Consider the following 13,155-nt stretch of genomic DNA (forward strand, 5'->3'; position numbering starts at 1 on the left):
GCCGCAAAAACGTTTTTGCATATCGGGTACAACGGGCTTTACGTGAGTAAAGTGCGCGTCGCGTCCACGTGTCGCGTTTTTAAAGGAGGCCCCATGCCTGGTGTTACCCCTGCAGAAGTTTTGTCCAACTTTGGTATTACGCTCGTTGAAGATCCCGCCGAGAATCAGCCCCGTCTGCTGGTCGACCTGCCGGCAGCCGAGCTCGTCGAACACGCTATCCGCCGCGAAGAAGGCCGCATGGCATCCAATGGCGCGCTGGTGATCGAGACAGGGGAGCACACTGGCCGTTCGCCCAACGACCGCTTTATCGTCGACACGCCCGACGTGCACGACAAAATCGCCTGGGGCGCGGTCAACCGCCCGCTGTCCGTCGAGAGCTATGAGGCCATCAAGGCCGGCATCGTCGACTATCTCAACGAGCGCGACGTGTTCGTCACCCGCGGCATGGCGGGCGCCGACCGCAACCACACGCGTCGCCTGCTCGTTGCCTGCGAGCGTGCCAGCCAGGCACTCTTTATTAAGCAGATGCTCGCCCGCCCGCTTGCCCGCGAAATCGCGCGCACCGGCGAACCCGACTTCTGCGTGCTCGCAGCGCCCGGTTACCAGTGCGACCCCGCCATCAAGGGCCTCAACTCCAGCGCCGCCGTGGTCATCAACTTCCAGGAGCGCGTGATTTTGGTCGCGGGTACCGGCTACTCCGGCGAAATCAAAAAGTCCATCTTCAGTGTCATGAACTATCTGCTGCCCGTCGAGGATGACGTGCTGCCCATGCACTGCTCGGCCAGCATGGATCCCGTCACGCACGAGACTGCCGTGTTCTTTGGCCTGTCCGGCACGGGCAAGACCACGCTTTCTGCCAACCCCACGCGCCTGCTGATCGGCGACGACGAGCACGGCTGGTCCGACATGGGCATCTTCAACATCGAGGGTGGCTGCTACGCAAAATGCGAGGGCCTGGACGCCTTCCACGAGCCCGAGATCTTCAACGCCGTCCGTTTTGGCGCCATTTGCGAAAACGTGGTGCTCGACGAGAACCGCAAGCCCAACTACGACGACATCTCGATCACGCACAACACGCGCGTGGCCTATCCCGTGGAGCACATTCCTAACGCGTGGACTAAGGGCATGGGCACCACTCCGAGTGTCGTGCTGTTCCTGACTTGCGACGCTTTTGGCGTGCTGCCGCCCATCTCGCGCCTGACGGCCGACGCCGCCATGTACCACTTTGTGACGGGCTTTACGGCTAAGATTCCCGGCACCGAGGTCGGCGTCACCGAGCCCACGCCCACGTTCTCTTCGCTGTTCGGCGAGCCGTTTATGCCGCTCGACCCCATGGTTTACGCCAAGATGCTTGGCGAGCGCATTGCCGACGGCCGCACGCGCGTGTACCTGGTCAACACCGGCTGGATCGGCGGCGGCTACGGCGTGGGCCATCGCATCGAGCTTGCCTACACGCGCTCGCTGGTCGCGCGCGCCCTCGACGGCACCATCGAGGACAGCGAGTTCGTGCACGACGACATCTTTAACGTCGACATTCCCACGACGTGCCACGGCGTGCCCGATGGCATCCTGGTGCCGCGCCAATATTGGCAGAGCACCGCGCGCTACGACGAGGCCGCGCACAACCTGGCGGTGATGTTCGAGGAGAACTTCGAGAAGAAGTACTCTCACCTGCCCGAGTCCGTCAAAGCCGCCGGCCCGCACGCCCAGGTGTCCGCCGAGGCCCGTCATCGCGGCCGCGGCCTGCTGGGGCTCCGCCGCTAGCGTCGCCTCAGACTCAAAACCATCATAAAGGGGGCACCTTTGTGGTGGTTTTGCTCGTGTGGATGACTCGGGTTACAATACGTCTGACATATCGTCCCCTTCTCCGGATGGGGACAGCGCAAGCGTTCTTGTGACGGCACCGTAGGACTTTGAAGGTGGCCGTTGTAAGGGCGCTTTTTGTTTAGGCGCCCTCACTCGGGCGCGCACAATGAAGGGAGAGCGTATGAAGAGCTTTATTGCCGAGGATTCATTCTGGGAGCTGTTTCCGCAGGCAGCGGTCGGTGTTGTGGTCGTGGAGGGCATGAAGCCCACGGCTCAGATTCCTCAAGAGGACGTGGATGCGATTGCGGCGTTGCTCGACCGCGCCAATATCGATGCGGAGCGTCATCTGACCAGCGATACTATCAGCGAGAACGCACCGGTCAAGGCATGGCGCGAGGCCTATCGTCTGTTCAAGACCAAAAAGGGCGCGCGTTGCTCAATCGAGAACCTGCTCAAACGCGTGCTCAAAGGCAAGCCGGTGGGCCACATTACGCCCGCGGTGGACATCTACAACACGGTGTCGTTGACCTACGCGCTGCCCGTCGGAGGCGAGGACCTACATGCGATCGAGGGAGACCTTCGCCTGAAGGTGACCGACGGTGGCGATGCATTCTTGCCGCTTGGCGAGGAGGCGGACGATCCGACGCTGCCCGGCGAGCTCGCCTACATCGATGATGCGGGCGCCGTGTGCCGCTGCTGGAACTGGCGCGACGGCGTTCGCACGGCGCTGTCCGACGATTCGGCCGATGCATTCTTGGCGATTGAGTGCGTGGAGCCCGAGCGGATGGGGGATTGCCAGGCCGCGATCGATCGCCTAGCCGAGCTGCTCGAGCGCTATCTGGGAGCGACGGTTGTCATTAAGACGCTTGTGACCCGCGACAATCCTTGCGTGGAGCTGTAGCGGCGCCTAGAACCTATTGATGCCCCAAACCACCACAAAGGTGCCTGTCCCCTTTGTGGTGGTTTTTATGTTGATGGGTTAACAAATGGGGTATTTGGGTACGAGTGTCGCCTTATGCGACTAAGATGTTTACCCGTTAGCATTATGCAAGCGAAAGGCGGTCGTCTCCCATGCAGCAGAACGACGAGACACGTTTTGAGGATTTTGTCGGACTGATCAGCGGGCTCTACAAGGAGATTCAGCGCATCAAGACGTCCGAAGGCGCAAGGCTCGGCCTTAAGGGCTCCGACGTCATGTGCCTGTACTATCTTGAGCGCAGCAAGGACGGCCTGACCGGCGCCGACCTCGCCCGCATGGCCGGCGTTACCCGTGCCGCCGTTTCGCGCACGCTGGCACATCTGGAGGAGGGCGGCTACGTCGAGGTCGATGATTCGGGTGATGCGGCCGTCAAGTACCGTGCCCCGGTGCGCCTGACTGCCCTGGGCGGCGAGAGCATGAGCGAGGCCGATCGCATCATTCGCGAAGTGCTCGACACCACCGGTAAGGCCATGGGCGTGGAGCAACGCGAGCAGATGTACGCGTCGCTGCGTACGATTCTCAACACCCTGCGCGAGATCTAAGGCCGCCAAGGCATTTGCTTCCAATTAACAACTGCATCGTCCCGTTTGAGCGCGCACGCCGTGTCGGGACATTGTTGTCAAAATTCCCTGCGCGAGATCTGCGCAAGAAAGGATTCGCTATGTCCGTCCGCATTATTACCGATTCCGCCAGCGATATGTCTCCGGCGGAGCACCCCGCTCTACGTGTTCTGCCGCTGTCCGTCACCTTTGGCTCCGACGTGTATATGGATGGCGTCGACATCGATCACCAGCGCTTTTACGAGATGCTCGTGGAGCGCGATGAGCTGCCCAAGACCGGTCAGGTCAACCCGTATGCCTTTTCACAGGCAATTGCCGAAGCGCGTGAGGCCGGCGACGAGGCCGTGATTATTACCGTGGGCGCCAAGCTTTCGGGCACCAATCAGAGCGCCCGTACCGCACTTGCCGAGGCGCCGGGCGGCGACGTGTTCGTTGTGGACAGCAATAACGTGACCTTGGGCGAGCGCGTGCTGGTTGAGTATGCGCTGCGCCTGGTGGACGAGGGCCGTAGTGCGGCCCAGATTGCGGCGGCCGTCGAGGCCGTTCGTGACCGCGTGGTCGTCATCGGCCTGCTCGAGACGCTGGAATACCTGGTGCGCGGCGGCCGCCTGTCTGCTGCGGCGGGCGCTGTGGGTACGCTGCTCAACGTGAAGCCGGTCGTGGCCGCCGAGGACGGCCTCATCGTGCAGTTGGGCAAGGCGCGCGGTTCCAAGAACGGTCGAAACCTGTTGAACCAGAAGGTTGAGCAGGCTGGCGGCGTCGACTTCTCCATGCCGCTGGCGCTTGGTTATACGGGTCTTTCGGACGCGGTGCTCAAGAAGTATATCGAGGACAGCGCCGCGCTGTGGGCCGGCCATGCCGAGAACGAGCTGCCCATCCACACCATTGGCGCCACCATCGGCACCCACGTGGGTCCCGGCGCCGTAGCCGTAGCCTTCTTCCGCCCCGCCAACTAACTATCCGGTCAAAACCACCACAAAGGGGACAGGCACCTTTGTGGTGGTTTATGCTGGTTCCGGTTGAAAGGAGCGCATGTTGGCGTCTGAGGGCTTTTTTGAGCGTGTGTACGAGGTGGTCGAGCAGATTCCCGAGGGGATGGTCGCCACGTATGGTCAGGTGGCGCTGCTTGCCGGTCGTCCACGAAGTGCGCGGTACGTGGGGTATGCCCTGCATAGCAATCCGCGCCCTGGTCAGATTCCCTGCCATCGTGTGGTGTTTGCCGATGGTCGCATTTGCGAGGGCTTTGCGTTTGGCGGCCCCGATGCCCAGCGTGAGCTCTTAATGGGGGAGGGCGTGACGTTTACCGATCCCATGCACGTCGACTTGGCCGCCTGTCGCTGGCCAGTAGGGCTCTAGCGGCTCTACCGTGGCCAAAACCACCACAAAGGTGCCTGTCCCCTTTGTGGTGGTTTTCCGTTGCAGGTTTACCGGGGTTAACTTATGGAGAAGCTATGGCGGTGCATATTGACGCTAGAAAGTAAACCATGGTGAACTATATTGGTTTCAGCAACGGAGCAGGCAATAGGCGATGAAAAAGCCTGCCCTGTTGAGTTTGATTCGCATTCCTCCCCTCTGTGCGATTCAACGGTGTACTTCGGGAACAGGCCCGCTGGCAACTAACTGCCAGCGGGCCTGTTCCTGTTTCGGGGAGAAATCTAATCTCACCGTCTATGTTGTGCGAAAGCGCTTTGCCTAGTACACCATGCCCATGGCGTCCTGAACCTCGGCCAGGGTCTGATCGGCGATCTCGTTGGCGCGACGGTTGCCCTCGTGCAGGACGTCCTTTACATAGTCCAGATCGTTCTCGTAGCGCTGACGGCGCTCGCGGATCGGCGCGAAGTACTCGTTGACGGCCTCGGTCACGTACTTCTTGAGCTGGCCGGAGCCGCCCATGCCGATCTCCTCGGCAATCTCGACCTCGGAGCGACCGGTGCAGATGGCGGCGGTCGAAAGCAGGCCGGACACGCCGGGGCGGTTCTCGGGATCGAACGTGATCATGCGCTCGGAGTCGGTCTGGCTCTTCTTGATGCGTTTGGCCGTCTCCTCGGCGGTCATCGAAATATTGATGGCGTTGCCGTAGCTCTTGCTCATCTTGCGGCCGTCCAGGCCGGGCAGCAGCGGGGTCTCGGACAGCAGCGCCTCGACCTCGGGGAACACCTTGCCGTAGCGGTTGTTAAAGCGGCGGGCGATGGTGCGGGTGAGCTCGATGTGCGGCAGCTGGTCGCGACCGACCGGCACCACGTTGCCCTTGCAGAACAGGATGTCGCAGGCCTGGTGCACCGGGTAGGTGAGCAGGAGGCCGGTAAGCTCGTGGCCCGAGGCCTCCATCTCGGCCTTGACCGTGGGGTTGCGCGCCAGCTCGGCCTCGGACACCAGCGACAGGAACGGCAGCATGAGCTGGTTGGCGGCGGGCACGGCGGAGTGCGCGTAGATCATGGTCTTGTCGGGGTCGATGCCGCAGGCAAGGTAGTCCATGACCATGTTGTACACGTTGTCCTGGATGTGCTCGGTGGTGTCGCGGTCAGTGATGACCTGGTAGTCGGCGATGAGCACGTTGGTCTTGGCGCCCATGTCCTGCAGCTCAACACGGCCCTTGAGGGTACCGAAGTAGTGGCCCAGGTGCAGACGGCCGGTGGGGCGATCACCGGTGAGCATGGTGAACTTCTCGGGCGTATTGGCCAGGCCCTCGCGAATGGCGTTGCTCTTTTGCAGCGCGACTTCGTAGCTGTTCTCGTTTGGCATGATTGCTCCTAACGTATGTTCATGGGTCAAGATGATAACGCGTTTATTGGAGGGGCGGGACGTAAGTAGGCGAGGGGCGGGAGAGGGGTGGCTTGTGCGGTGGGTGCGGCGCGGCCGCGCTTGGCCAACGGTGCCTTGGCACATCCTCGGCAGCTTGCCCTAGAGCTTGTGGTGGCGCTCTTCTTTGCGCTCCTCGGCTGCCTGCTCCTCCTGCTTAAAAGCGGGGTCGTCGGGGGTGACGAGCTCGTCCTCGTGCGTGCGCTTGTTGTAATGGTGGCGCAGCACGGGCTCCAACAGATGCAGATGCTTGGCAAAGGCCGCCGAGCCAATGGCGAGCACGGTAAAGATGAGCACACGCATGGGCACCTCGACCTGGTTAATCGCGGCGGCGCCGGCCGAAAGCATGATGCACCAGGCATAGATGAGCAGCACGGCCTGTTTTTGGTTGTAGCCTTCTTGGATCAGGCGGTGGTGGATGTGGCCCTTGTCGGCCTGCCCGATGCTAATGTGGGCGCGCTTGCGGCGCACAATGGCGCTAAACGTGTCGATGATGGGCACGCCGGCAACGATGAGCGGGATGATAAGCGAGGTGAGTGCGGCGGTGCGGCTCACGTTGAGCAGCGAGATGGAGCCCAGCGCAAAGCCCAGAAGCAGCGACCCCGAGTCGCCCAAGAAGATGCTTGCGGGGTTGAAGTTGTAACGCAAAAAGGCCAGACAGGCGCCAAAGAGCGCAATGGAGAGCGCGGCGGCGTCGATGCGGCCCGAGAGAACGGCCATCGAAAACATGGTGAACGACGCGATGCCGCAGATGCCCGTGGCCAAGCCGTCGAGGCCGTCGATGAGGTTAATGATGTTGGTGAATGCCACCAGATAGATTACGGTGATGGGGTAGGCGAGCCATCCGAGCATGATCTCGCCGGGGGCAAACGGGTTGACGATGACGCCGATTTTTAGGCCGCCGATACAGGCGATAAGCGCGGCGAGGACTTGTCCGGCCAGCTTTTGCTTGGGCGTGAGCTGGAAGACGTCGTCGATAGCGCCGGTCGCAAAGATGACGGTAAAGGAGAGCGCCAGCATGGGGTAGCTGATGTGCAGACGGGGGTGGGGCACCAAAACGGGCGGCCAACCCAGGTACCAGGTGCCTAGGATTTGCACAGTGCAGGCGACGACCAGGCCCAAAAACACCGCCGTTCCGCCCAAACGCGGGATGGGCTTGGTGTTGATGCGGCGCTTAGAAGGATAGTCGACGGCATCGAGCTTAATTGCCAAGCGCTTGACCAGGGGCACCGCGAGGAAGGTCGTGATAAAGGCCGCCGCTGCCACGCATAGGTACGGTATGTAGCTCGGGGATGAAGCCATGAATCTAAAAACCGCCAAGCGTCGAAGGAAAAGGTCAGAAGAACGCCATGCGCAAAGGGCATAGCCGAACCATAATACTCGACCAAGGGGGGTACATGGAATTGCACGCAGCGATAATCACGCGCTTACCAGATATTGGGATGTTGTCGATGGCTTGTCGGGATGCCGGCGGGGATCCATATGGACTGTAATGGTGATTTTCGGCAAAAGAAAACCACCCCCCACGTTACGAAAATGAACCCACCTAAAACAGGTGGGTGCCCTCATCGACTGTTCCAGCGTCCTTAACAACGAAGGATACCTGTACTAGGTACGACTGTGTGGGCTCCCTAAATAAACGCGACGGTTCACCCAGTTGCTCCGCGGGGGGCGGAATACCTACATCATAAAGCGGCACTTTATCGATTCCAGTCTTGACATTACAAAAATCGTGTCGGACGATTACGGCGCCTTGGGCTCGAGCCGTCTGTGGGGTTGATCCCTTTACGTTTGAGCTGCTGAATCGTTGTTTTGGAGCATGGTTTTATGCCGACGTCGTTGACCGAACTTTTTTCGCCCGCCTGCCATTTGTGTCCGCGCCGTTGCGGTGCGGCGCGCGATGAGGGCGCGCACGGCGTCTGCGGTGCTAACGACACGCTCAAGGTGGCCCGCGCCGCGCTTCATATGTGGGAGGAGCCGCCTATCTCGGGCGAGGCCGGTTCGGGCACGATCTTCTTTAGCGGCTGCTCGCTCAAATGTATCTACTGCCAGAACCACGAGATCTCGACCGGCAATTTTGGCCTTGAGATTTCGCCTGAGCGCCTGGTCGAGATTATGCTGGAACTGCAGGACCAGGGTGCCAACAACATCAATTTGGTGACGGCGACGCACTATGCGCACCTGTTGCCTGCCGCGATTGCCGCGGCACGGGCGCGCGGACTGGTTATCCCAATCGTCTACAACACGAGTGGTTACGAGCGCGCGAGTGCCGTGGCGGCGCTGGGCGACCTGGTCGATGTGTGGCTCACCGACTTTAAATATGCCGATGCGGCGCTTGCGCAGTCGCTCTCCCATATAAAGGATTACCCGCGTGTGGCCGTGTCGGGTCTGGCCCAGATGGCGCGCGAGATCGATCGCCGCGGGGGAGAGCTGGTGGATGACGACGGGCTCATGAAGCGCGGCATCATCGTACGCCACCTGGTGCTGCCGGGGCATGCGGATGACTCGTGCCGCGTGTTAGACCTGGTGTGGCAGACGGTGGGCGACGTGCCGATCTCGGTCATGAACCAGTACACGCCCAATGCGCTCATGCGCGAGCAGGGCGGCGAGTTGGCGCGCGCCGTGACGCGCGAGGAGTACGAGCAGGTGCTCGACCATGCCGACGACCTGGGCTTTACGACAATGTTCTGGCAAGAGGGCGGCGCGGTAGACGAGAGCTTCACCCCCGCCTTCGACACCACCGGCGTCCTCACCAGCGCAAAGTAGAGCGCACGCTGATGATTTTTCTGGGACGGGGATTAAAAAATCATCGAGAGGATCGCCTGTTCGAAAAGTTGTCAAAATAGCCGCGTCCCAAAAAGACTGGTTATTGGGCGTTGACAGTTGGCGAGCCGTAGGTAAAATATCGACTTGTCCTGGGGACGTAGCTCAGTTGGGAGAGCGCTGCCGTCGCATGGCAGAGGCCGAGGGTTCGACTCCCTTCGTCTCCACCCATGGATTTGATAAGCCGCTGACATTGTGTCGGCGGCTTTTTTTAAAAGAAAGGGCTATACCATGGCCGAGCTTGAGTCCCAACCATTGTCCGACGAGGAGCGCGCCGAGTTGGAAGAGCTCCGCGCTGAGAAGGCCCGCCGCGAGGCTTGGGAAGAGGCCCGTCGCGAGCGTGAGGAGCTGGCTGCCCTGCGTGCCGAGCGTGCGAAGGCCGAGGAGGCCGCCGCGAACGCCGCATCCGCATCGGCGCCCGCGCCCGCACCCAAGCCCGCTGCTGCGAAGCCTGCACCTGCCGCGCCCAAACCTCAGCCTAAAAAGGCCGCCCGTCCCAAGTCCGTCGAGCCCAAGCCGAGCCGTGACGAGATGACCTTTGCCCAGCGCATGGTTACCTCCAAGGAGCCTATGGGCGAGAACGAGATCCCTGGCATGGCGCCGGCTCAAAAAATCATCATTGTCCTTGCCCTCATCGCGTTTGTCATCTTTATGGGCTACACGATCCTGACCAGCATGGGCCTGCTCTAACCGACTCGCATCGGGCGTCATGTCCGCATGCTCTGCTCTCGTCCAACCCTCAAATTCTGCACCACACATCCGAAAGGTCGCCCCATGGCTTTGACCGACATCTCGCATCCCACCGACATTGCAATGCTCACCGATCTTTACGAGCTCACTATGGCCCAGGGCCTGTGGGAGAGCGGCAAGGCCAATGAGCAGGGTTGTTTTACCGCGTTTTACCGCGACCATCCCTTTGGCAGCGCCTATGCCGTCATGTGCGGCACCGCCGAGCTGCCCGAGCTCGTCGAGAACCTGCGCTTTACGCCCGAGGATATCGACTACCTCGCCTCGCTTGAGGCCCCTGCCGGCGGCGCGATGTTCAAGTCCGCATTCCTCGACTACCTGCGCGATTTTCGTGCGCATGTAAATATCGACGCCGTCCCCGAGGGCGAGCTCGTCTTTCCGCGCGAGCCCATGGTGCGCGTCACCGGTCCTGCGCTCGAGTGCCAGCTGCTTGAGACGGCGCTGCTCAACATCGTCGGGTTCCAGACGCTTGTCGCCACCAAGACGGCGCGCGTGGTGCTCGCCGCCGACGGTCGCCCCGTGGCGGAGTTTGGCCTGCGCCGCGCCCAGGGTCCCGATGGCGGCCTGGCCGTTGCGCGCGCGAGCTACGTTGCCGGCTGCTCCTCTACGTCCAATGTGCTCGCCGGCCGCCGCTATGGTATTCCCGTCTTTGGCACGCATGCGCACAGCTGGGTGATGAGCTTCGATTCCGAGCTCGAGGCCTTCCGCGCCTTTGCCAAGTCGAGCCCCAAGAACTGTACGCTGCTCATCGACACCTATGACGTGCGCGAGGGCTGCGAGCATGCCATTACGGTTGCCAAGGAGATGGAGGCGGTGGGCGAGCGTCTGTCGGCTATTCGCATCGACTCCGGCGACCTCGCCAAGCTCTCCAAGTATGTTCGCGGCCGTTTTGATGCCGAGGGCCTGCCCTATGTGGGGATCTCGGTTTCCAACGATCTTGACGAGTACACGATTCAGTCGCTGCTGGACCAGGGCGCGCCCATCGATAGCTTTGGCGTGGGTACCAAGCTCGCGACCTGCTATGACCAGCCGGCGCTGGGTGGCGTGTACAAGCTTTCCGCCCGCCGTGCGAGCGAGGCAGATCCATGGACGCCGGTGGTCAAGCTCTCCGAGCAGCCCTACAAGCGCACGATCCCGGGCGTACAGCGCGTGCGCCGTTATTACGACGGCTTTGGCGGCCCGGTCTGCGACATGATCTACGACGAGGACCATCTGGCGGGGGAGGGCGCCGCGCGCGGCAATACCCTCGTGGCCGTGAATGATGCCGCCCTGGTGACCGACGTGTCCGAACTTGAGTATCGTGAGCTGTTGGTGCCGATCGTGCGCGACGGCAGTGCGGTGGCTCCGCGTGAGAGCATCCAGGACGCGCGCGAGCGCTGTGTTTGGGCGCTCGATCATCTGGATGCGGCTTTCAAGCGCTTCCTGTATCCGCAGACCTACGTGGTGGGTATGGAACAGGGCCTGGCCCAGGTGCGCGACGAGCTCGTGCGCAAGAATATGGCCGCGGCCTCGGCTTTCCCCTGGGCAAAATGATTCCTTGGGCGGTAGGGGCGAGTCACGCTCCCTTGGCCGCCAGCTCGGCCGTTCGCTGAACAGTTGATTGGTTTGACGTATGACGACTTCTTATAAAACGATGGTGGTAAAGATCGGTTCGTCCACGGTGGTGGGCGCCGATGGCAAGGTCAACCGCGCCTTTATCGGCGGACTTGCCGATCAAGCCGCAGCGCTGCGCAAGCTCGGCTGGCGTCTGGTCGTGGTGAGCTCGGGCGCTATTGCCTGTGGCTATCCCGTGTTGGGCTTCGACCGCAAGCCGGTCGGCGACCTTCCGAGCCTGCAGGCCTGCGCCTCGGCTGGTCAGTGCATCATCTCGTCGGCCTACGACGAGGAGTTCCATGCGCGCGACCTGCTCACCTCGCTCGTGCTGCTCACGCGTCACGACACGGCGCGTCGCACGTCCTACCTGCACGCGCGCGACGCCCTGCTGCGTCTGGTGGAGCTGGGCGTGGTGCCGGTCGTCAACGAGAACGACACCGTTACCGTCGACGAGATCAAGTTTGGCGACAACGACACACTGGCGGCGCTCGTGAGCTGCCTGGTATCTGCCGATCTGTGCGTGACGCTCTCGGACATCGATGGTCTCTATACTGCCAATCCGCATGAGGACCCCACGGCCGAGTTTGTTCCTGTCGTGCATAAGATCGATGCCAAGATTATTGCCTCGGCGGGCGATTCTTCCACATCGGTGGGCACGGGCGGCATGATTACCAAGATCCGCGCGAGTCGCATCCTGATGACGGCGGGCATTCAGAGCGTGATTTGCTCGGGCGAGGAGCCCGATGCGCTCGTGCGCCTCGCCCGCGGCGAGAGCGTGGGCACGCTGTTCGATCCGCCGGCGGAGCGTCTGGACATCGCGCCCCGCAAGCTGTGGATCGCGCTGGGCGACAAGGCACATGGGTCGGTGACGGTTGATGATGGTGCTGCGAAGGCGCTGGTTAGCCGTGGCTCTTCCTTGCTTGCGGTGGGTATTCGCGAGGTCGATGGCCAGTTTGCCGAGGGCGATGTGCTCGATGTGTGCGATCCGAGCGGTATGGTCGTCGCCCGCGGTATCGCCGAGGCCGATTCGGACGTGCTGGAACTTGCTGCCGGTCGCCGCCAGGACCAGATCGCCAGCAACCGCCTGCTCGCTAACCTGGCCGAGAAGCCGGCGATACACAGGGATAACTTGATCGTATTTGCATAAAGAAAGACAGCACTGCGGATCGTTTCCCGCAGCGCTGTCTTTCTCGTGCCGGCACTTGGGGACGTTCCTTTTAATATGAGCAGGACATTGTCAAGAGGCAAAATCGGGCCTGGCCCCAACGATATGGGGTCAGGCCCTCTCCCTATATCAACCCGTCCGCGGCGACCTCGGCGTGTCTTCCCGACGCTCGTCTTTGCAGTTTAATATCCGCCCGTGGCGATCTCTCGCTGGGCAATCCGTTGCTACGGCTGAGGCTTCTTCGTCGAACCGACAGTCTGTGCACGCGTGTGGCGCCCTGGGCGCTCGCAGAAAAGGGACCTGAGGTTCGCCTCAACGGCTTCGGATCCAACCGCTTCCGGGGTGATCGGCTTATGTGCGGGGGAGCCTCCCCCTACGCCTCCTCGGCCATGAGACCGACCGCCCACACCCAGCAGGCGAGCTCGCGCGCCGTGGCGACGTTCGCCTTGTTGTTGTGGACCCCGCGCGCGAGCAGGGCCCCGCGCCTCTCGACCAGCCTCCGCACGCCCTTGGCGGCATGCCTGCGGGCGCCCGGGTCCGGGGCCTGGCCCCTGGCGGGCTCCTTCGGCCGCGCGGAGCACGTCAGGTAGTGCCACGCGGCCTCGACCAGCGCCTTCCTCAGGTGCTGTTAGCGCTACTGTAAAAACAACCAATTTCGCCATCGCACTTTAGCCGATTCCGCC

11 protein-coding genes and 1 tRNA gene are annotated in these 13,155 nt (G+C 61.9%); 10 read left to right on the top strand and 2 right to left on the bottom strand.

Features of this window, described 5'->3' with window-relative positions:
• Positions 1-93: 93 nt before the first annotated feature.
• The 5 genes from pckA to FGQ61_RS06115 all read left to right on the top strand — a co-directional run bounded on the left by pckA (position 94) and on the right by FGQ61_RS06115 (position 4,701).
• Positions 94-1,764, top strand: a complete 1,671-nt coding sequence (pckA, locus tag FGQ61_RS06095; protein ID WP_171021527.1) for a phosphoenolpyruvate carboxykinase (ATP) — start codon at positions 94-96, stop codon at positions 1,762-1,764.
• A 223-nt stretch (positions 1,765-1,987) separates the two neighbouring features.
• On the top strand, positions 1,988-2,707 hold the full coding sequence (locus tag FGQ61_RS06100) for a B3/B4 domain-containing protein (RefSeq protein WP_138374922.1): 720 nt from the start codon (positions 1,988-1,990) through the stop codon (positions 2,705-2,707).
• 170 nt (positions 2,708-2,877) lie between these two features.
• Complete coding sequence (locus tag FGQ61_RS06105; RefSeq protein WP_022093866.1) at positions 2,878-3,327, top strand: MarR family winged helix-turn-helix transcriptional regulator; 450 nt, start codon at positions 2,878-2,880, stop codon at positions 3,325-3,327.
• A 119-nt stretch (positions 3,328-3,446) separates the two neighbouring features.
• The gene (locus tag FGQ61_RS06110) at positions 3,447-4,301 is read left to right on the top strand and encodes a DegV family protein (RefSeq protein WP_138374923.1); all 855 of its coding nucleotides are present in this window, start codon (positions 3,447-3,449) and stop codon (positions 4,299-4,301) included.
• Between the two features lie 76 nt (positions 4,302-4,377).
• A complete protein-coding gene (locus FGQ61_RS06115; protein WP_171021528.1) occupies positions 4,378-4,701 on the top strand; it encodes an MGMT family protein in 324 nt (107 codons plus the stop codon).
• 336 nt (positions 4,702-5,037) lie between these two features.
• On the opposite strand, the gene trpS is transcribed toward FGQ61_RS06115, so the two are convergent.
• Positions 5,038-6,087, bottom strand: coding sequence for a tryptophan--tRNA ligase (gene trpS, locus FGQ61_RS06120; protein WP_022094797.1), 1,050 nt, complete (start codon positions 6,085-6,087; stop codon positions 5,038-5,040).
• A 159-nt stretch (positions 6,088-6,246) separates the two neighbouring features.
• Positions 6,247-7,446 carry an MraY family glycosyltransferase gene (locus FGQ61_RS06125; protein WP_138374924.1) on the bottom strand — a complete coding sequence of 400 codons (1,200 nt, stop codon included), beginning with the start codon at positions 7,444-7,446 and terminating at the stop codon, positions 6,247-6,249.
• Between the two features lie 525 nt (positions 7,447-7,971).
• Here FGQ61_RS06125 and FGQ61_RS06130 point away from each other — a divergent pair.
• The 5 genes from FGQ61_RS06130 to proB all read left to right on the top strand — a co-directional run bounded on the left by FGQ61_RS06130 (position 7,972) and on the right by proB (position 12,454).
• A complete protein-coding gene (locus FGQ61_RS06130) occupies positions 7,972-8,910 on the top strand; it encodes a radical SAM protein (RefSeq protein ID WP_138374925.1) in 939 nt (312 codons plus the stop codon).
• Between the two features lie 151 nt (positions 8,911-9,061).
• Positions 9,062-9,134 (top strand) — tRNA-Ala (locus FGQ61_RS06135).
• Between the two features lie 64 nt (positions 9,135-9,198).
• A complete protein-coding gene (locus tag FGQ61_RS06140; protein ID WP_138374926.1) occupies positions 9,199-9,657 on the top strand; it encodes a hypothetical protein in 459 nt (152 codons plus the stop codon).
• An 84-nt stretch (positions 9,658-9,741) separates the two neighbouring features.
• A complete protein-coding gene (locus FGQ61_RS06145) occupies positions 9,742-11,247 on the top strand; it encodes a nicotinate phosphoribosyltransferase (RefSeq protein ID WP_035137238.1) in 1,506 nt (501 codons plus the stop codon).
• A gap of 79 nt (positions 11,248-11,326) precedes the next feature.
• Positions 11,327-12,454 carry a glutamate 5-kinase gene (gene proB / locus FGQ61_RS06150; protein WP_035137237.1) on the top strand — a complete coding sequence of 376 codons (1,128 nt, stop codon included), beginning with the start codon at positions 11,327-11,329 and terminating at the stop codon, positions 12,452-12,454.
• Positions 12,455-13,155: the final 701 nt, after the last annotated feature.

Origin of the sequence: Collinsella aerofaciens (assembly GCF_005844325.1) — a bacterium.
Classification (GTDB): Bacteria; Actinomycetota; Coriobacteriia; order Coriobacteriales; family Coriobacteriaceae; genus Collinsella; species Collinsella aerofaciens_G.